16 protein-coding genes are annotated in these 21304 nt (G+C 44.9%); 10 read left to right on the forward strand and 6 right to left on the reverse strand.

The features are described 5' to 3' along the window. Positions 1-48: 48 nt before the first annotated feature. Positions 49-2475, forward strand: a complete 2427-nt coding sequence (locus R7M92_RS07455) for a M9 family metallopeptidase (protein ID WP_005375382.1) — start codon at positions 49-51, stop codon at positions 2473-2475. 282 nt (positions 2476-2757) lie between these two features. Next, the gene (locus R7M92_RS07460) at positions 2758-2988 is read left to right on the forward strand and encodes a PAS factor family protein (protein ID WP_005375384.1); all 231 of its coding nucleotides are present in this window, start codon (positions 2758-2760) and stop codon (positions 2986-2988) included. A gap of 74 nt (positions 2989-3062) precedes the next feature. Here the strand turns inward: R7M92_RS07460 and R7M92_RS07465 are convergent, their stop codons facing one another. Beyond that, positions 3063-3443: a carboxymuconolactone decarboxylase family protein gene (locus R7M92_RS07465; RefSeq protein ID WP_054728771.1), complete on the reverse strand. Its 381-nt coding sequence runs from the start codon at positions 3441-3443 to the stop codon at positions 3063-3065. A 58-nt stretch (positions 3444-3501) separates the two neighbouring features. Next, positions 3502-3858, reverse strand: coding sequence for a MerR family transcriptional regulator (locus R7M92_RS07470; RefSeq protein ID WP_047101703.1), 357 nt, complete (start codon positions 3856-3858; stop codon positions 3502-3504). 520 nt (positions 3859-4378) lie between these two features. On the opposite strand from R7M92_RS07470, the gene R7M92_RS07475 reads away from it, so the two are divergent. Next, positions 4379-5728: an alpha-amylase family protein gene (locus R7M92_RS07475; protein ID WP_258515296.1), complete on the forward strand. Its 1350-nt coding sequence runs from the start codon at positions 4379-4381 to the stop codon at positions 5726-5728. Between the two features lie 108 nt (positions 5729-5836). Here R7M92_RS07475 and R7M92_RS07480 read toward each other — a convergent pair whose 3' ends face one another. After that, a complete protein-coding gene (locus tag R7M92_RS07480) occupies positions 5837-6130 on the reverse strand; it encodes an ArsR/SmtB family transcription factor (RefSeq protein ID WP_005375388.1) in 294 nt (97 codons plus the stop codon). A 245-nt stretch (positions 6131-6375) separates the two neighbouring features. Between R7M92_RS07480 and R7M92_RS07485 the strand changes: the two genes are divergently transcribed. Continuing rightward, complete coding sequence (locus R7M92_RS07485; protein ID WP_213885188.1) at positions 6376-6669, forward strand: hypothetical protein; 294 nt, start codon at positions 6376-6378, stop codon at positions 6667-6669. A gap of 92 nt (positions 6670-6761) precedes the next feature. Here the strand turns inward: R7M92_RS07485 and R7M92_RS07490 are convergent, their stop codons facing one another. The 3 genes from R7M92_RS07490 to R7M92_RS07500 form a co-directional block, all read right to left on the reverse strand. Next, a complete protein-coding gene (locus R7M92_RS07490) occupies positions 6762-8726 on the reverse strand; it encodes a monovalent cation:proton antiporter-2 (CPA2) family protein (protein ID WP_213885187.1) in 1965 nt (654 codons plus the stop codon). Next, complete coding sequence (locus R7M92_RS07495; protein WP_005375391.1) at positions 8723-9340, reverse strand: NAD(P)H-dependent oxidoreductase; 618 nt, start codon at positions 9338-9340, stop codon at positions 8723-8725. The genes R7M92_RS07490 and R7M92_RS07495 overlap by 4 nt, the downstream gene beginning before the upstream one ends. A 166-nt stretch (positions 9341-9506) precedes the next feature. Then, positions 9507-9932, reverse strand: a complete 426-nt coding sequence (locus tag R7M92_RS07500; RefSeq protein WP_005375398.1) for a universal stress protein — start codon at positions 9930-9932, stop codon at positions 9507-9509. A 445-nt stretch (positions 9933-10377) separates the two neighbouring features. Here R7M92_RS07500 and R7M92_RS07505 point away from each other — a divergent pair, with 445 nt between their 5' ends. The 6 genes from R7M92_RS07505 (at position 10378) to R7M92_RS07530 (ending at position 21221) form a co-directional block, all read left to right on the forward strand. Further along, positions 10378-11949 carry an ATP-binding cassette domain-containing protein gene (locus R7M92_RS07505; RefSeq protein ID WP_318133028.1) on the forward strand — a complete coding sequence of 524 codons (1572 nt, stop codon included), beginning with the start codon at positions 10378-10380 and terminating at the stop codon, positions 11947-11949. Positions 11950-12155: 206 nt separating this feature from the next. Beyond that, positions 12156-14315: a prolyl oligopeptidase family serine peptidase gene (locus R7M92_RS07510; RefSeq protein WP_318133030.1), complete on the forward strand. Its 2160-nt coding sequence runs from the start codon at positions 12156-12158 to the stop codon at positions 14313-14315. 528 nt (positions 14316-14843) lie between these two features. Next, positions 14844-15635 carry a hypothetical protein gene (locus R7M92_RS07515; protein WP_017635247.1) on the forward strand — a complete coding sequence of 264 codons (792 nt, stop codon included), beginning with the start codon at positions 14844-14846 and terminating at the stop codon, positions 15633-15635. A gap of 90 nt (positions 15636-15725) precedes the next feature. Continuing rightward, complete coding sequence (gene vmeP / locus R7M92_RS07520; RefSeq protein ID WP_005391278.1) at positions 15726-16868, forward strand: efflux RND transporter periplasmic adaptor subunit VmeP; 1143 nt, start codon at positions 15726-15728, stop codon at positions 16866-16868. A gap of 10 nt (positions 16869-16878) precedes the next feature. Then, positions 16879-20019: an efflux RND transporter permease subunit VmeQ gene (gene vmeQ, locus R7M92_RS07525; protein ID WP_318133032.1), complete on the forward strand. Its 3141-nt coding sequence runs from the start codon at positions 16879-16881 to the stop codon at positions 20017-20019. 116 nt (positions 20020-20135) lie between these two features. Then, a complete protein-coding gene (locus tag R7M92_RS07530) occupies positions 20136-21221 on the forward strand; it encodes an OmpP1/FadL family transporter (protein WP_053303797.1) in 1086 nt (361 codons plus the stop codon). Positions 21222-21304 lie beyond the last annotated feature (83 nt).

A 21304-nucleotide genomic window follows, 5' to 3' on the forward strand; every position in this document is an offset into this window, starting at 1 on the left:
GAATATAAACCCCCACTCAATGTATGTTAATAATCAATGAGTGTTGTTATGTCTCATATCCGTTTTTTCCCGCGCCATCGTTTGGCGCTTGCTTGTATGCTAGCGAGTGTGTCTGGCTTCTCTTTTGCACAAAATCAGTGTGCTGTTGCTGATTTACAACAATCGCGAGATCTGGCTACTGCCGTTTCTGGTGCTGAGTATGATTGCTACCACGCTTGGTTTTCAGCACCTTCAGAAACGCTGAATGATATCTATAGTGAAGCGAGCCTAAGCCGTATCCAAGTCGCGCTGGATCAAGAAATCGCTCGCTATCGTGGTGAAGCAGATCAAGCTCGTATTCTAGAGAACCTAGGCGAATTTATTCGAGCGGCCTACTACGTTCGCTACAACGCTGGTACTGGTACACCTGAGTTTTCGCAAGCGTTGAGTCAGCGTTTTGCTCAGTCGACGAACCTATTCCTAAACAACCCTCATGCTTTGGATCAAGGTCGTGAACAAGTTGGTGCAATGAAGAGCCTGACTTTGATGGTTGATAACGTTAAGCAGTTGCCGCTGACCATGGATAGCATGATGGCCGCGTTGATGCACTTTAATCGTGAAACCGCGCAGGACACGCAATGGGTCGATGGTTTAAACAACTTGTTCCGCTCTATGGCAGGCCATGCGGCGAACGATGCGTTCTACCGATACATGGCAAACAATACACACCATATTGATACGTTGGTGAAATTCGCATCTGATAATGCTTGGGCATTAGATACGGATGCAAGCTTTATCGTTTTCAATGCATTACGTGAAACTGGTCGTTTGCTCGCGAGCCCAGATCAGGAGACCAAACGCAAAGCATTGGCAGTAATGCAACAGGTGATGCAGCGTTATCCACTGGGTAGTGAGCATGACAAACTATGGCTTGCTGCCGTTGAAATGATGAGCTACTACGCACCAGAAGGCCTAAATGGTCTGAATATTGAGCAAGCCAAGCAAGATTTAGCTGCACGTGTAATGCCAAATCGTTTTGAATGTCAGGGACCTGCCATTATTCGCTCTGAGGATCTGACCGATGCTCAAGCAGCGAAAGCGTGTGAAGTGCTAGCGGCAAAAGAAGCCGACTTCCATCGAGTTGCGAATACGGGTAATCAACCTGTCGCTGATGATTTGAATGATCGTGTTGAAGTGGCGGTATTCGCGAGTAACACTAGTTACGTTGATTACTCTTCATTCCTATTTGGTAATACAACGGACAACGGTGGTCAGTACCTAGAAGGTGACCCTTCAAAAGCGGACAATACTGCGCGTTTCGTCGCTTATCGCTACGCGAATGGTGAAGATCTCTCTATCTTGAACCTAGAACATGAATACACGCACTATTTAGATGCACGATTTAACCAATACGGTTCGTTCAGCGATAACTTGGCTCATGGTCATATTGTTTGGTGGCTAGAAGGTTTTGCTGAATACATGCATTACAAGCAAGGTTACCAAGCTGCGATTGAGCTGATTGCAGATGGTAAACTGAGCCTTTCCACTGTGTTTGATACCACCTACTCTCACGATACCAATCGTATCTATCGTTGGGGTTATCTAGCTGTTCGATTCATGTTAGAAAATCATCCACAAGACGTCGAAAGCTTGTTGGCATTGTCGCGCTCTGGCCAGTTCGAACAATGGGCACAGCAGGTGACGTCTTTAGGTCAACAATACGATGCTGAGTTTGAACGTTGGTTGGACACATTAAAAGTGGAACCTGAGCAACCTGATACAGACCCAGAAGAGCCAACAGAACCAACAAGCCCTGAAGCACAAGTGACTGAATTGACGGCGAACCAAAGCCTTCAGCTCAGTGGCGAAGCATACAGCGAAAAACTGTTCTACGTTGATGTTCCAGCCAACACCGTTAACTTCAATGTATCTATTGAGGGTGCGGGTGATGCGGATCTTTACATGAGCTACAACAAAGTCGCGCATTACTATGATTTCGAAATGAGTCAATATGCTGATGGCAGCAATGAAGAGATTGTGTTTGAACCAGAGCAAGATGGTTACGTTAAAGCGGGTCGTTACTACATCAGCTTAACTGGACGTGATAGCTATGACTCAGTAAATCTTGTGGCTGCGTTAGAAGTGGAAGCGCAAACACCGCCAACCCAAGTGCAAGATGATTTAGCACCTGTGGTACTAGAGTCTGGTGAAGCCAAAATGCTTACCGTTCACAAGCAGCGTTATGCAGCAGTTTATGTGCCTGAAGGTGTAGAAGAGGTTCGTGTATGGCTAACGGCTCACTCTCAAACTGGTAATGTCGATCTATACGCGAGTAGGGAGCATTGGCCTACAGTAGAGCAGCACGAGTATGCGTCCAACTATGCAGGCAGCAATGAATACCTTGCGATTCCTGTTACTGAAGCAGGGTACGTGCACTTCGCTCTTCAGGCTCCAGAGCAAGGCGATGACGTTGAAATGCTAGTGCACTTCAACTAAACAGGTTTGATTAACTAAAGTCGAGATAAAACGTCGCTGATACAGCGACGTTTTTGTTTATATCGGACACGATTATAAACAAACAGCGGCGAATGCTAGTTAATCGGCTGATCTATCGAGTTATCAGTTGCCCTTTTTCTAAACGGCTTTAGGTTTGTATTGCAATTTACCGCGCACATAAACTTTTTTAGCGACGCGTTCTGTGACCTAGCTTCTGATTTGTGTTTCCCAAATGGATACAATATATATGCACCCCGTGCAATAAAGTGAAAAGGGAAAGACATGAAAACGCTTATTTATGAAACGTTGATTAGCCTTGCTAACCAAGAACCAGAACAACATGCAAGAATCCGACAAAATCTCTATGAACAGTTGGATCTGCCGTTCGATAAGCAGCTGGCTTTGTATTCTTGTGCCCTTGGTCCTGCAAGTTCAGGCAAGTTGGAGAGCAGTCAAGGCATTAACAACGCGGTAGATTGCGCGGTTAAACTGCTTGAAACTCCTGAGCGCTAATTCACTCGTTGTTTTAATCACGGCCCGAACCCCAAGGGCCGTTTTTAATTGCGGTTAAATTGATTTCAACGTCGTTATTGCTCTGCTCTTTCCGCTAGCACTTCTTTGAATGCAAACATGCCGTTTAATGCCGCGGGAAACCCTGCGTAGACGGACATCTGCAAAATGATCTCTTTAATCTCATCCTCGCTACAGCCTACATTCAGCGCTGCATTTAAGTGCACTTTTAGTTGCGGCGCGCAATTCCCCATTGCCGTTAGCGCGGCGACGGTTGCGATTTCTCTCGATTTTAGGTCTAAGCCCGGGCGAGCATAAATATCGCCAAACGGATACTCAATGGTGTACTGAGCTAAATCTGGACAAATATCTTGTAAGCTTTCGATGACATTATGACCAGCGTCGCCATCAATTTGAGAGAGTAGTTCTAATCCTTTGTTAAAGCGTGATTGTTCCATCGGTATGTTCCTAGTGAATAAACGTAAACACACCTTAATCGTTAGAGTTAACTCTAAGTCAACGAACTTTTCCGCTTTTATACAAGGCAATTTTTTCTTCTAGAGCCGATAAGTGCTTTTTCTGTTGTTCAATGTGGCGTTTGAGGTTTTCTTGGTGGCGTTCTAACAGGGCTTGACGTTGTGGTACAGATTGAGAGCCGACTTCCCTTAATTTGGCATACTCTAGAATCTCTTCAAGTGGCATTGCAGTTTCTTTTAAACGCTTAACAAAGCTTATCCAGTTTAGATCTTTCGAACTATACATTCGATGTCCACTCGCGTTTCTATGGACATGTTTAAGTAAACCGATTTTTTCATAGTATCGAAGTGTATGAGCAGATAGCCCGACGAGGTCAGAAAATTCTTTGATATTCATTATTATCCTCCAAGGTAGAGCATACCCCATAGAGATAAGCTAAGTTTCGCATTTTGAAGTCATTTCGGGACAGATACAAACAGAAATCTTTAGTCTTTTAACGCTAGGTATGGTGATTTACTGGATTTTTGAAACGCGCCAAACGTGATCCATCTGCCAGTTTCGTTTTATTAACAATTGATTACTCAACGGGTTGGCTTGGCTATTTTTATCCTTTGGGCCTATTTTAGGGCGTACATAGGTCTTATGTTCTATCTTTTTGAATTTAAGTTTTTGTTAATCAAAACAATGCCTTAGTTTTGTGTTGGTCTGTTCGGGTTGTATGTCGTGTGCCCGTTATTCACTCAGAACGATTTATCGCTGTGCAATGGATGAGTCGCTACGCCTTCGATTTCAGCCTTGAGTTAGTGCTAAAAGGGTGAGTGCCTCTGATGAATAGCTTTTATAATTTCGATTATTGAATTCACTCACAAAAAAATGCAAACAAGTAATCGTGAGTGGAAACGAGCAGGAGAACAACATGAGTGGCTCACAGGAAACACAATCATTCGGTGCAAACGTTATCTTACATGCGTTTGATTGGAAGTATGCTGACATTGCCCAACGAGCAAAAGAAATCCGCGAGCTTGGTTATGGCTCTGTGTTGGTTTCGCCACCAATGAAAAGCGCACACGATGAGCGCTGGTGGCAGCGTTATCAACCACAGGATTATCGTGTTATCGATAATGCCTTGGGTGATACCAAAGATTTTATTCATATGGTTCGTGAACTGGAGCAAGTTGGTGTGTGGGTTTATGCCGACGTAGTGTTTAACCATATGGCAAATGAGGCCCACCTTCGCAGAGACCTTCAGTACCCAAGACAAGAGGTCTTGGAGGAATACCAGAACAACAAACAGAAATATCAGTCGCTAGCGTTGTTTGGCGATCTATCTCAACCACTTTTTGATGAAGAGGACTTTGTTGAAGCATTCGGCATCAAAGACTGGAAAGATAAGTGGCAGGTTCAAAACGGACGTATCACAGGTGGGCCAACCGACCCTGGCTTGCCAACTCTTCGTGTTTGTGACCATGTCGTTGAACAGCAGCGAGCGTACCTAACGGCGCTGAAAGCTATTGGTGTGAAAGGTTTTCGTATTGACGCTGCGAAACACATGACGTTAGAGCATCTTAAGCGTGTTTGGACAGACGACATCACGCGGGATGTGCACATATTTGGCGAAATTATTACCGATGGCGGTGCGACGGAAGAAGAGTATCAGCTGTTTCTTGAGCCGTATTTACAGGAAACTCGCTTAGGCGCTTACGATTTCCCGTTGTTCTCGACCATTTTTAAGGCGTTTGCCAAAAAGGGCAGTTTCAAGTCGTTGATTGACCCATACTGTTTCGGTCAGGCCCTTTCGCCTGGTCGTGCGATTACATTTGCTATCACACATGATATTCCTAACAATGATGTCTTTCTTGATCTCATCATGGACGAGGAAAACGAATGGTTAGCTTATGCCTATATTCTAGGCCGAGATGGTGGTGTGCCGTTGATTTATACCGACTTAAACACTAGCGGTATTAAAGGTAAAAATGGTCAGCCAAGATGGCAGGGTGCATGGAGCGATCCGAGAATGGCAAAAATGATCCAGTTCCATAATATGACGCATGGCGAGCCGATGAGTGTTCTTGAAGGTAACGATGACATGCTCGTACTTAAGCGAGGTGACAAAGGTATTGTGGTGCTTAATAAATCACAGCGTCAACAGTCTTTGACATTAAAAATCGGTGGTAATTGGGTTGATTTGATGACAGAACAAATCATTCCAAGTGACGGTAAGTTAATCGTACCATCTAAGTCGTCGATGTTACTTGTCGCGAACTAGAAGATGTACACACCGAGCTTAGCAACTTCGGTGTGTATGTTTTTCATCGTCATTCACGTTCTGCTGAAGTTCAATAGAAACTCAAACTCTCTCGTTTTTGCTAGAAATTTATGAGCACTCGTTAACGCAACATTCTGCTTTTAAAAAACCAATTACGTCATCTAAGCACTGATACTCTGCAACACAAAAAAGGGTTCTACCCTCGCGGCGCTGGGTGAGAAGACCAGCTGAAGCAAGGCTCGAGATATGATGAGAGAGAGTGGATGCTGGAATGCCAAGCTTTTCTTGTACGCCGCCTACCGCGATACCTTTGTATCCCGCTTTGACGACTTCTTTGTAAATACTTAAACGAGTCGGATGCCCTAACTCTTTTAGTGCTTTAGCAACGGCTTCAAGCTCCATACTGACCTCTAAAGAATGACCACAGTAATTTTGTTTCGATAATAGGGAAAGTCTCGGTAAATGCCAACTATTACGATCTCAGAACAATTTAAATCAGATGAGATTCATACTGGCTCATGCCTTCATGACAACAATTGTCTGTTCTAATGAGACAGATCAATCTTCATTATTATTTCACGCCACGTTCAAAATCCCTCGTCTACACTCAATGTTGAGTTGTCAGTTGGCAGACCAAGGAGGCGGCCATGATTGCGGTTCATAGAGATTATTGTTTGTCTAACAGTTCGGAGTTACATGCCCACGTTAAAGTCAATCCTGTCGGTAAATTAGAAGTTGAGATTGTTGAACTTCAAGAGCGCCACATCACAGAGTTTGATGATTTGTCTTTTGAGAGTCGTGGGTGTGAAACTCGAATCTGTGGTAAAGAAGACACAACTCCGTGGCAGTTCAATCTTGCAGTTACTGATGCGTTAGAGCTTTCTCATTTAGTGGAAGAAGCAAACGAAGAGTATGAGATTTTAATGAATGATCTTATGTAATATCGAGAAGATCATTTTATCCTGCACGGCGTGTGGCTCTGTACTGAAAAAATAAAAACCTCCCAAGTGGGAGGTTTTTAATATGGAGTGCGTTATCGTTGGATAGGCTCTTCTCTTGGTGGTGTTAGCTCTTGGACGTTATCTTCATTAAAGTCATCGGCGTAACCTTTAGGTGGCGGTGTCCAACCACGTTCTGACCGCGATAGTTTGTCATGACGATCTTTTTGCATCTCTTCCGCCATTTTCTCCTCTAACTGAATAAACAGTTGTCGGAAATTGTTGTCATAGCGTTCACCTTCAGAATCATCTTCCCAAGCTTTGTAAAGTATTTCTGACTTACGTGCTTCAACACGCTTATATGTCGCCTTCTGTTGTTCAACAAAGAAGGGGTGAATGCCAAGGGCTTTCATTGTGTGACCGCCCATCTCCAATGCAGAATGGTAGGTCTCTGATTCAATAATATCAGCCCCCGCTTGACGCAAAAGATAGCCATGTCCACGGTCAAAGGCACGTGCAATCACTGTTACTTTTGGGTACGTGTGCTTAACGTACTTCACCAGTTCTACACTCGATTCTTGGTTATCAATCGCCACAACCAACGCAGCGGCGTGCTCAATGCCGGCTGTATGTAGCATATCTGGTCGAGTCGCGTCGCCAAAATAGGCGCGAGTGCCAATCTGGCGCATGTTATCGACTTGGTCAGATTGATGGTCAAGTACCACGGTAGTCACGCCGTTTGATACCAATAGGCGATTCACTATTTGTCCAAAGCGGCCGATGCCGGCGATGATCACCGTGCCTGTTTCCTCAATCGTATCGCTTTCGCGTCCATTTGACTGGCTTTCAAAGCGCGGCAGAATCACTCTATCAAACAGAATAAACAAACCTGGTGTCAGGAACATCGAAATCGCAACCACTAACGCAAGAGTTTGTGAGAGTTCAAATGGGATGACGTGGTTTTGCACTGAAAAGCTTAGAAGCACAAAGCCGAATTCACCTGCTTGAGCCAAGCTTAGGGTAAACAGCCAGCGGTTGCTGCCTTTCACCCTAAATATCAGTGCAAGAATAAACAGCACCAAGGCTTTCAATACCATCACGCCAATGGTCAGCGCCATGATCAGCCAGAAATCACCAAATAGAACCGAGAAGTTGATCCCTGCGCCAACGGTAATAAAGAACAGACCTAACAATAAGCCTTTAAATGGTTCGATGTTGGACTCTAACTCGTGGCGGAATTCACTGTTCGCCAATACAACGCCAGCCAAGAAGGTTCCTAAGGCAGGAGATAAGCCCACTAAACTCATCAGTGCAGCGATACCAATGACAAGCATGAGTGCAGTTGCGGTAAAGATTTCTCGCAAACCAGAGCTAGCCACATAATTGAGCAGCGGTCGACTTAAAAAGTGTCCACCAACGACGACGATTGCAATCGATGCTGTGATTACGATGCCGTATGCCCAGCCTGGCAACCCCGCAACGAGGCTTAATTCTTCATGGTGCGCTGCGGCTGTTTGAGCCGCGGACTGTGCCTGTTCAATTAATTCAGGTAAGGCCAATAGGGGAATGAACGCCAACATTGGTATCACTGCAATATCTTGAAAAAGCAACACGGAGAAAGCGTTTTGTCCACCTTCCGTCTTCGTTAATCCTTTTTCGCTAAAAGTTTGCAAAACAATCGCAGTAGAAGAGAGGGCGAAGATCAAACCTATGGCTAAGGCTATGGTCCAAGGCTGGTCAAAGTACAAGGCAATACCCATAATCGCCGCGACGGTACCGCCGACTTGCAGACCTCCTAAACCCATTAAGCGATTGCGCATCGCCCACAACATTTTGGGTTCGAGCTCTAAGCCAACGAGAAACAGCATCATCACCACGCCAAACTCGGCAAAGTGCTGGATTGTTGTTGTTTCTTCACCGACTAAACCGATAATTGGGCCAATGACCACACCTGCGATGAGATAGCCTAAAACGGACCCAAGTCCCAAACGCTTAGCAAGTGGGACTGCAATTACAGCAGCAATCAAATATACGAAGGCTTGTAAGAATATTCCTGTCATGAAGCCTCCTTAATGAGCTCTGGCAATGCGCTGTTAAGCTTGATTAATGACGCCGCAGCTTCAACATCCAACCTATCTTCGACTAAAGCTGTTAGCAGGCTCTTGTACCGCTCAACATGACGAGGGATTCGCCCTTCTTCATCTGCTGTACGTGCGCCAAACATCGCGAGAGGGGCAATGTAGTTCATGCCGGTCAGTGCGGACATTTGTTCAATGGGCGCAAGCAGTTGACGAATCGTAAAGTGGTTGTAGCCCTCTGCCTTATAAGCTTCTTCTTTGCCCCCTGCAGACAGCACACAAAGCATGGTCTTGCCTTGCAGTGCTGTGCCATCTGTACCGTAAGCAAAGCCATATTCCAAAACCAGATCTTGCCACTCTTTTAAAATCGCAGGCGTTGAATACCAATATAGTGGGAATTGGAAAATCACCACGTCATGCTCACGTAAGCGTTGCTGCTCACGGTCGATATTAATATCGAAACGAGGGTATTCGCCATAGAGATCAACACATGTCACGCCTTCAATTTTTTGAGCTTCTTTGAAAAGTGGAGTATTCACTTCTGAACGATGCTGGGAAGGATGAGCAAAGAGAATGAGTACTTTTTTATTTGCCATAGGGATCCTTGCTATCTAAATAACCATGCCCAGTAGGAGCGCGGGTTGGTTAGAAAATGTAACTCATAAATGATCGCCAAGCTAGTTTGGAAAACTGTTTAAGCTGTTTCAATATCAATAAAAAACCACCAAATAAATTGGTGGTTTTGGGAAGCGTTACGTTTTACTAATCATGAATAGGGACGACTAGAATATCCACCGGTGACTTGTTAATTAAGTGTCTGGAGTAAGAAATAATCTTGCTCCAGAAATCTTGGTGGTGACCACAAATCAGAAGATCCACTTCTTGCTCTTTAATGGTAACCTCTAATTTATCAGCCAAGTCGCCAGTACCTACGAAGAAATGTTTAAGTGGGTAATCCATGTAATCACTAAATGTTTTTAAACATTCCATTGAATGCTCATTCAACGGCCTTTGATCCGGGTTTTCTTTGATGTCTACAAGCTCACGATAGATTTCTCCGTGCGTACCATCAATATGAATAAAGGATATATCGGAGTCGAGATAGTTTGCCATTGATACCGCTCTGTCGATAAGCACGGTGCTTTCATCTGACAGTTCGAGTGCAACAAGGATATGTTTGTATTTCATAACCACGCCCTTATGTGGATTATCTTTACTCTAAGCATAGTATGGCTTGGATAAAAATTGTGTTGCTAAGATCTCGAAATTGTTCAAAGACTTGTTAAAAAGTTAATGTGATATAACAACTTACTGTGAAACTTTCTTTTTGTTCACATTTGGTTAGAAAGCTTGCTTTTTGAACAAAAAAGCGGCTACACTCTGCGCATCATTTCTCTAGGAGATTACGCCAACATGAAGAACTAAACCTGTCATCCATATTTTTACTTATTTTTTGGATCTGCAGGGTTAGTAGGCGTAGCTCACTTTCCGATATTTCTTTGCAACAAGACGACTTTTTGATTTGACGTATATCGTCGAACTTTACATAGAGCTTAATGCGTTTGTGCACGCGTTTTGTTGCAATTTCAAATCATAGCTACGGCTGTTGTCCCTGTCATACAGGAGGCAAATTATGCCGGTTTTACAAGCTTTTAATGTTAGCCATCAGTTTGATAATGGCGATACGCTATTCCAGTCTATTTCTTGTTCCATGACTAAACGACGTGTTGGTTTGGTTGGGCGCAATGGCATCGGCAAGTCGCTTTTGGCTTCCATTTTAGCGGGAGAAATTCAGCCTGCCAGCGGTGTTGTGACTGCTCCCTCTTCTTTCATGATGTATCGCCAGCAGCCGTCTGATCTGCTTTCAGGTCAGCAATCGATCGCCCAATTTCTGGGAACAGACTCGGCCTTACATGCTTTGAAGCAGATTGAACAAGGTGATGTTTCTGAGCATTGGTTCGAACTGGTTGGCGAACAGTGGGATATTGAACTGAAACTCAAACAGCAGCTTGCTGCGATGGGCTTGCCGCAAGACCCTGATTTCTCTTGTGCTCGGCTCAGTGGTGGTCAGTTGGCGCGTTTGCAGTTATGGCAGTTATTTGAAAACGAAGCGGAGCTTTTGATTCTCGATGAGCCATCCAATCACTTCGATACCGAGGCGAAACAATGGCTGATAGAGTCTATGACGCATTTCAGCGGCGCGATTTTACTCATCAGTCACGATCGTGAGCTGTTGCGAGAGATGGAGGAAATTTGGGAACTCTCGGGCCTAGGTTTACAGGCTTTTGGTGGAAATTACGATGTGTACGCCGAGAAAAAACGCACTGAACTGCAAGCGGTCGAGAGGCAGTTAGCGCAAGTCGATAAACAGAAAAAACGGTTAGCCGAGCAAGCCCAGAAAAATCGCGAAAAAGCAGACCAACGCGCCGCGCAAGGGAACAAACTGCGCAAAGACGGCAGTCAGCCCAAAATTTTGCTTGATGGAAAAAAGGATAGCGCGACCGCCAGCGCTTCAAATCGCAATAAGAATGAGCAACTCAGACAAGCGCATTTACAAGCCAAAGAACAGGCGTTGCAATCGCGACATGAGCAACTCAAGGCGCAAAAGCTTTATCTTACAGATAATCCGAACCGTTCGCGAAAAGTGTTGTCGATACAAGAAGGTATATTACCTTTTGGGAATTCTACGCCTATCACGTTGCAGATTTTTGCGAACGACAAAGTCCATCTCAAAGGGAGAAATGGCTGCGGAAAATCAACCTTGTTAAAGACGTTGCTTGGCGAGTTATCGTTGCAGAGTGGTGAGTTGCAAGTGAATACGCCTTTGTATTATCTCGACCAACATTTTGGTGCAGTGAATCCAAATCTTTCGTTACTTGAGAACGTAATGGAGAGCTGCCAAGAGATGACGGAAAGTGAAGCGAGGACCTTATTGGCCGGGATCGGTTTTCGTCGAGATGCAGTGTTTCGATTGGGGCGCCTACTGAGCGGTGGCGAGAAGATGAAGCTCGCGATGCTGATAGTCAGCCACCAAAATTCTCAGCCTTTGCTGCTGCTTGATGAACCAGATAACCATCTCGACCTCGAGTCAAAAATAATGCTTAGTCAGGCGTTAAATGTATACAAAGGTGGATTTGTTCTGATTAGTCACGACCAAGATTTCGCTTCTGAGTCTGGGGTTTTGCGCCAAATCGAGCTGACTTAGACGAAAGAGAGTAAACGTCATCGTAGCTCTTCAGTATTGTTCCCAAGTTCTACACTTCCACTTACTAGTTTGTAGAACTGGAAGTAAATGAGGGAGTTAGGATGGCTTTCACAACTCGTTTAATGAAATTAGATTCATTTTGTCGATATATAGTAGAGTTCTGATGTATTGCACAAAAAGACAACAGAAAAATAAAAAGGAATTTCATGAAAAAGAACACCCTAGCACTCACAACGGCTCTCGCACTCGGAAGTGTGTTGTCTGTGGCGTATGCAAATGAAGCGGCGCAATCGTCGGTTGAACAGGTAACCCTGAAAACCATCACGTATCCAACCACACAAAAAGTGGATGTTGTCGATGACTACTTTGGTACAAAAGTGAGTGATCCTTATCGCTGGTTGGAAGACGATCTCAGCCCAGAAACCGCAGAATGGGTTAAGGCACAAAATGCAGTGACGTTTGATTATCTGTCGAAAATCCCTTACCGCGAGCAGATTGAAGAGCGCATCACTAAGCTCATGGACTACGAAAAGCAAAGCCAACCGTTCAAAGAGGGTAAGTTCACTTATTTCTACAAAAATGACGGGCTACAAAACCAAGATGTGCTTTATCGGCAGTTAGGTGATGGCGAAGCAGAAATTTTCCTCGATCCAAATACTTTTAGTGAAGATGGCACCACATCGTTAGCGGGAGTGAGCTTTTCACGTGATGGTTCTTTGGTTGCATACAGCATTTCGGAAGGCGGTAGCGATTGGCGCAAAGTCATTGTGTTAGACACAGAAACCAAAAAGCCCGTCGGCGAAACGCTGGTGGATATTAAGTTCAGCGGCATCAGTTGGCTCGGCAATCAAGGTTTCTATTACTCAAGTTATGACAAGCCAAAAGGGAGTGAACTTTCCGCGAAGACAGACCAACACAAGCTCTACTTTCATAAACTAGGGACGAAACAAAGTGAAGACCAATTAATTTTCGGTGGTGTAAAGGACGAAAAGTATCGCTACGTTGGGGGTTACACGTCGGAAGATGAACGCTACTTGTTTATCTCAGCCAGCGTATCGACGTCGGGCAACAAACTGTTCTTCAAAGACCTGAGTAAGCCAAATAGCTCGCTCAAAACCATTTTAGATAACACCAGTTCTGATACTTGGGTGATAGACAACCAAGGCACGAAACTGTACTTGGTTACGAACCTTAATGCGCCGAACAAACGCGTCGTGACGGTGGATGCAAGTCAGCCGCAGCCCAAAAACTGGAAAGATGTGATTCCTGAAACAAAGAACGTGTTACGTGTTTCTACCGCGGGTGGCAATTTGTTTGCGAGCTATATTGTTGATGCGATCTCGATGGTGAAGCAATACGACATGAACGGCAAACTCATCCGAGAAATCAAATTGCCTGATATTGGCAGCGCATACGGTTTCTCGGGGAAAAAAGAAGAAACCGAAGTCTACTACTCTTTCACCAACTACAAGATGCCAAGCACTACCTATCGTCTGAACATCAAAGATGGTGATAGCGAGGTGTACTACAAATCTAAAGCGCCATTTGACCCTGTTTTGTATGAATCTCGCCAGGTGTTTTACACCTCAAAAGACGGAACAAAAGTGCCGATGATCATCACCTATAAAAAAGGGACACCGATGGACGGAAGTGCACCAACCATCCTATATGGTTATGGCGGTTTCAACATTAGCCTCACGCCATCTTTTAGCCCGACACGTGCGGCTTGGTTAGAGCTTGGTGGTGTTTACGCGGTAGCGAACATTCGTGGTGGTGGGGAATATGGCAAAGAATGGCACAACGCTGGCATTCAAATGCAAAAGCAAAATGTGTTTGATGACTTTATTGCTGCGGCTGAATTCCTAATTGATGAAGAGGTAACGTCATCAAACAAGTTAGCCATTAACGGTGGTTCGAATGGTGGCTTGTTAGTAGGGGCCGTTATGACGCAACGTCCAGAGCTGTTTAAAGTGGCGCTGCCAGCAGTCGGCGTACTGGATATGCTGCGTTACCATACTTTTACCGCAGGTGCTGGTTGGGCGTATGACTACGGCACGGCAGAGCAAAGTAAAGAGATGTTCCAATATCTGAAAAGTTATTCGCCGGTGCACAATGTAAAAGCAGGGGTGGAATACCCAGCAACATTGATTACAACCGGTGATCATGATGACCGTGTTGTTCCTGCTCACTCATACAAATTTGCAGCTGAGTTGCAATCGAAGCAAGCGGGTTCAAATCCGATCTTAATTCGCATCGAAACCAATGCAGGACATGGTGCAGGCACACCAACGCGTAAAATAATTGAGACAAATGCAGATATTTATAGTTTTGCACTGTTCAATATGGGAATAGAGAAACTGCAATAGTGCGAATTGTTTGCGTTTTAGTTATCGAAACGCATCGGCGCTTTATCGCTCGATAATAAAAGGGAATCACAGAGAGTGACTCCCTTTTTATTTATTATAGGCCTACTATTCTAATCTGATGCTAGGCTAATCAAACTAAGGTTTTTTAAATTATTATAATGTTCTAATTAATCTGAAGAGTGTTGTACGATCGAAATGAAACATTGATCGCGATCACCTAAATCCATTGCACTCTCTATTTATATGGTAAAATTAATTAATCATTTGTTCTAATGATAATTGAATTTTCATAAGTTTTAATATTTCCTTCTTCATTGGTATTACCAAATTTCAAGTTATATAAGATATAAGTAGCGGTGATTGAACTTTTACGATGCTTTATTTTATTTTAATTAAAACGTCGAATGTTTCGTCATTATTGAATTTGCTTTGATAATTTATGTTATCCAAAGCGAGTTGTGTTGCTTGCTATTTATGATGACCTCATGACGTGAATAATTTTATAATCATTAAAATGGATACAGTTTTATGAATTTAGTGAAACCGTCTGTTGCCATTATGGTTGCAGCCCTACAACTCGCGTCTTCTGCCTATGCGCAGACAAACAATAACGAAGAACTACAAGATATGTCTGACCCACTTGCGGTATACACCCAAGCTGGCTTTGGTATTACTGATAAAGGCGCGAACATCAAAATCGGTCAAACTTACCAATCTAGCCAGCCTGGTACCATGGCGATGAACATCATTGAAATGAAAGGCATTGGTGGTGAGCTATTTGGCATTCGCGACAATGACGATCCAATATATGCCAACGTTGATGACAGCATTGACTCTTTCAGACTACGTAATTTCCAAGTAGAAGTCGCAAAAGGTCTAGGCCGTCAATTAGATGTAAACTACGACGTTGATAACGATAAATTAGATGCATCTTATAGCTTTATTCAAGGTCTACCTAAGTTTGGTATGTTGCAGCTATTTCCTTTAGCTGGTGCGGGTGTCACTATTGCTAATGATTTTAGTGGTGATGACAAAGGTTATGAAATTCCAGGTACTTTCACTGTTGTGGGTATGTACTCAAAAATTGAATTAACCGATAAAATCTGGATTAACTACAACCCAATGTATATGCATACGTTGTCTGGGTCTAGTCAATATAAAGATACTTATTACGCGGGTGAAGATAATATCTTAACTCATGAGTTTGCGTTGTCTTATCAAATTAATCCTCGCGCTAATATTCGTTACTTTGCAAACTGGAATGAGCACGTTAATTTCGGTGATGGTGATCACCGTATCGAATTTAACTACCAATTCTAACTCCCTCGTTTATTTCCAGAATAGAAAGTGTGTTTATCCATATATTTAAATATTTAGGCTAGGGCACTTTCTACATAAAGTAGGTTTATCATGAAAGCCAAATATAAATTTGCGTTGGTATCTATTGCTATATCTTCTGCATTACTATCAGGATGCAAAACTGGCGATATCGCAACGAAAACTGCCCAAGCACCCTCTGTTGAAACCGTTACCCTAACCGAAACAAAAATCACTCCTTATCATACTTTTATCGGTCGAACTGAAGCGGTAAATGACGTTGATATTATGCCTCGAGTCGGTGGCGAATTAACCGCGATTCATTTTAAAGATGGCGATATGGTCGAAAAAGGCCAATTGCTGTTTGAAATCGACGACCGTCCTTACAAAGCGGCACTGGCGTATGCAAAAGCGTCGTTGCAAAAAGCAAAAGCACAACTCGTTCAAACTACGCGTGATGCAGAACGTGTGAAGAAACTCATCAAAGATAAAAGCATCAGTGAGCAGCAATACGATGACGCCATTGCTGCGCACGCCGCAGCGATTGCCTCGGTAGAAGAGGCGAAAGCGACGCTGGTTTCAGCAAGGCTCGATCTTGAATTTAGCTCTGTGCGTGCTCCTTTCTCTGGCCGCGTGGGTTTCAGCAACTTCCGAGTGGGTGACCGTATTTCGAAAATTCAACTCGTTCCTCTTGTTTCGATCACTCAAATCGACCCAATTCGCTTTGGCTTTGATGTGGATGAGAAGCTCTACCGCCGAGTAAGAAGTGCCATTGATGTGGCTCATCGTAACGATGACAAACTGGATGTTGATTTAACACTGACGCTTTCAGACGGTTCATTGTATCCACTTGATGGCAAGATCTACGCCGTTGGCAACAAGATCGATTTAGAAACAGGCTCAATTCGAGCAGAAGCACAATTCGATAACCCAACTTACGCGCTTATGCCGGGTGAATATGGCAACTTGACCATCAAGTTGCGCAACAAAACCATTGATGGTTTGCTTATCCCATCGGCGGCTGTTCAGCAAGACCAAGCGGGTGACTACGTCATGGTGGTTGGTGATGATCACGTGGTGTCTCGTCGTAACGTTGAACTCGGTCAGACCTACGGTGTGAAACGTGCTGTGCTGACTGGCTTGGCGGCTAACGAAAAAGTCATCGTCAATGGTCTACAAAAAGTGCGTCCGGGTGCAACGGTGAAAGACGTTGAGCTACAGAGTGAACAAGGCTGAGTGAGTACTGATGTTGAGTAAATTTTTCATTCACCGGCCGAAGTTTGCTTTGGTGATCTCACTGGCGATGACATTGATGGGTATGATCGCCCTGAAAGTCTTGCCAATTTCTGAGTATCCTCAAATCTCCCCAACGGTAATTACGGTGAGCACCATGTATCCGGGTGCAAACGCGGACGTGGTTAAAAAGACCGTAGCACAACCGATAGAAGCCAAAGTCAACGGCGTTGAAGACATGATTTACATGTCTTCTGTGATTGGTAACGATGGCTCATACACATTGCGTATTTACTTCCGAGTGGGCGCAGATGGCGATATGGTGCAGGTTCGTGTGAACAACTTGGTGGCACAGGCGACGTCGTCTCTACCACAAGAAGTAAACCAAATCGGTGTGACGGTTAAGAAGAAATCTTCCGACATGCTGGGCGTTATCACACTGCGTTCTCCGAAACAGTCTCACGACAGTATCTACCTTTCTAACTACGCGGATCTCAATATTGTCGAGCGTCTAAAACGTATCGAAGGTATGAGTGACATTACGCTGCTGGGTAAGAAAGACTACTCAATGCGAATTTGGTTGAACCCAAATAAACTGGCTACCTTGAAGCTTTCTGCTAGCGATGTTATTGGCGCAATTAAAACGCAAAACATCCAAGTGGCGGCGGGTAAGATCGGTGGTATGCCAGCTTCAGGGGACCAGCAATATCAATACGTTCTGCAAGCCAAAGGTCGTCTTACGTCTACTGAAGAGTTCGAGAACATCATCATTCGTGCGAGCAAGAAAGGTTCTTTGATTCGCTTGAAAGATGTTGCTCGTGTGGAAGTTGGCGCACAAGGTTATGAAGCTGATGGTCGTATGAATAACCAACCAGCAGCCGTTCTGGCATTGTACCAGTTGCCGACAGCGAACGCGCTAGACGTGATGGAACGCGTGAAAGAGGCCATGAAAGAGTACGAGAAATCGTTCCCAGATGATTTGGTCTACGACATCGCGTATGACTCTACCGAATACGTAGAGACATCGATTGATGAAGTGTATGAGACGCTGGTGATTGCGGTACTTCTTGTCACCTTCGTTGTGTACATTTTCTTGCAGAACTGGCGAGCGACGATCATTCCAACCTTAGCGATTCCGGTTTCCATTATTGCGACGTTCGCAATCATGGGTGTGATGGGCATGACCATTAACACGATCTCGTTGTTTGGCTTGATCCTCGCCATCGGTATCGTGGTGGACGATGCGATCATCGTGGTGGAGAACGTGGAGCGGGTTATCCATGAAGAGCATTTAGATCCGATTCCGGCCACGATCCAAGCTATGAAAGAAGTGACAGGGCCAGTATTGGCAACAACGCTTATTTTGTTGGCGGTATTTGTACCGGTTGCGCTATTGCCGGGTATTTCTGGTCGAATGTTCAACCAGTTCGCGGTCACCATCTGTGTATCGGTGCTGATCTCTGCGATCAACGCATTAACGTTAACGCCAGCGCTTTGTGCGTTGATGTTGAAATCTACTCACTCGCAACCTATTGCGCCTTTGCGTGCGTTTAACCGAGGTTTTGAAGCAATAACGCGCAAATACCAAGGTTTAGTTGGCTTCTTGAGCCGCCGCATTGTGCTGAGTATCGGTGTGTATGGCGCGCTTATTGCGGTGCTGGCATTTGCGTTCATGACCGTACCTTCTTCTTTCGTTCCGAACGAAGATAAAGGCGTGTTCATGGTCGAAATGCGTTTGCCAGACGCAGCAGCATTGCAGCGTACTGCACCATTAATGAAGAAGTACGTTGATGAGCTAAAACAGATGGAAGGTGTGGAGAACGTGGTTTCGGTTGCGGGCTTCTCGGTAATTAACATGGCGTCGATTCCAAACTCGGGCATGTTGATCATCAAACTGGATAACTGGAGCAAACGTAAAGACCCTGAACTACACCAACGCGCATTGATGAATAAAGTTAACCAAATGCTGAACTTAACGCCAGATGCCGCTTCGTTCGTTTTCGCGACGCCGGCAATCAAAGGTATGGGTGCGGTGGATGGTTTCAACCTTGTGCTGCAGGACAACTTGGGCCGTTCTCCACAAGAGTTGGCAAAAACAACCGCTGATTTTGTTGCCCAAATCAACCAACTGCCTGAAGTGGCACGTGCGTTCTCGATTTTCCGTGCGAATATTCCGCAACGTTACATCGATATTGATCGCGATAAAGCGATTTCGATGGGCGTACCGTTGAATGAAATCTTCAGCACACTGCAAGCACAGTTGGGCGGTGCATACATTTCTGACTTCAACTTGTTTGGTCGTTCGTACCAAGTGAAAGTGCAAGCAGAAGAGCAATACCGTGACAACATCGACGACATCAACCATCTGTTTGTTCGCTCAAGCTCTGGAAAAATGGTGTCACTGGCAACGCTAGTGAAAGTGAAGCCGATCTTCGGCCCTGATACTTTGTCGAACTACAACATGTTCAGTTCTGCAACCGTGAACGGTGCGCCAGCGCCAGGCTACAGCTCGGGTGATGTTGTAAAAGCCATTGAAAAACTGGCTGCAGAATCTTTGCCAAGTGGTTACTCGTACGAGTGGTCAGGCATGACTTACCAAGAGATGAAAGCAGGCAACATGGCACCAATCGCGTTCGCATTGTCTTTGCTGTTCACCTACTTGTTCTTGGTGGCTCAGTACGAAAGTTGGACCATTCCTGCTGCAGTAATGATGGCGGTTCCAGTCGCGATTCTCGGCGCAATGGGCACGCTACTGCTGGTTGGACAACCGTTCGACTTGTACGTGCAAATTGGTGTGGTCATCTTGATCGGTATGTCCGCCAAAGTGGCGATTCTTATCGTGGAATTTGCCAAAGTTCTGCGAGAAGAAAAGGGCTTATCCATCATTGATGCTGCCAAAGAAGCTGCTCGAATCCGTTTCCGTGCAGTACAGATGACTGCATTTGCCTTCATCTGGGGGGTATTCCCGTTGGTGATTGCATCGGGTGCCGGTGCGGCATCTCGTCACTCACTGGGCTTTGCAGTATTCGGCGGCATGATTCTCTCTACGTTTGTAGGCACGTTACTGACGCCAGTGTTCTTCGTGATGATGCAATCTCTGCGCGAGAAGTTTAAGCGAAAGAAACCCACTGAACTTGAGGTGAGCGAGCAATAACGCTGATTTCAACTGACTCCACAACATCCCCACGCTGTGTGCGATTGGCCAATGCCTTTCATTGATATACAACCACCGTCGCAGCGTGGGTTCCCCTAACAATAATAGGTTTTAACATGAAAAATCTTTCAAAAATCGTCGTAGCGAGTTCTCTACTGACTTGTGCTGCTGCGCAAGCGGGTGGGTTATACCTTTACGAAACAACAGCATCGGATATTGGTTTGGCATCCGCTGGTATGGCGGCTCGTGCGCAAGATGCCTCAGTAATGGCAGCAAACCCGGCTGGTCTGGCGAATGTTTCTGGTAAATCTTTCTCTGGTAACCTGATTGGCCTTTACGGTGACGCGCAACTAGACACGATGACTGGCGATGCGGGCAACGTGATTGGTTTTGTTCCTATGGCGTCGGCATTTTACAGCCAACAAGTGAACGACAAATGGACGCTGGGTATTGGTCTGTATGGCAACTACGGTCTTGGCCTCGAGTACGAAGGTCTTTTGGGTGATCATTTAGATATTCCTACAGCAACGACGCAAGCCTTGACCATTCAACCTTCCGCTTCTTACCGCATCAATGATCACTGGTCTGTGGGTGCGGCGCTTGGCATTCAGTACGGTATGTATGAAGTAGAAACGAAGGGAGCCTTGAACTTCAATGACGAAGACCAAGATACTCAGCTCAACGGCCGAGTAGGTGTGCTTTATGAAGCAACACCAGGCACTCGTCTTGGCCTGTCTTACTCTTCTGAAACCGAATTTGAATTCGACAAGAGTAACTCCATTGCTCCACAACAACTGATCTTCAGTGCTTACCATGAAGTGAATGATGACCTAGCGGTGATGTGGAACGTGAACTGGCAAGACTGGAGCGAATACACAACCACGCTGGGCGTAGAGACACAAGACACTTACCAAATCGCATTGGGTACTCAGTACAAACTGAATGAAAAAATGATGTGGAATGCAGGTTTTGCATTCGATACCAGCATGTATGAAAGCCAATCAAACGGTGACATTACCGTTCCTACTGGCAAGGCGTACCGCATTGGTACAGGCATTGATTACAAATTGGATTCAGAAAACTCAATTGGTTTCGCGTTTGAAGCGATCTTGATGGAATCGTCAGAAACGCCACGCTTACAAGCTGGTTTTGATGAGCCTGCGCTGTACTTCATGAGCATGAGCTACAACTGGAAAAACTAATCATTCCTAATCGCTAAAACGCCTTCCTTACAGGCCATTCTACCCTAACTACCTGCACTGGATGCTGTCACACCATCTAAGGT

Source organism: Vibrio sp. Vb2880, from assembly GCF_033337975.1.
Taxonomy (GTDB): domain Bacteria; phylum Pseudomonadota; class Gammaproteobacteria; order Enterobacterales; family Vibrionaceae; genus Vibrio; species Vibrio alginolyticus.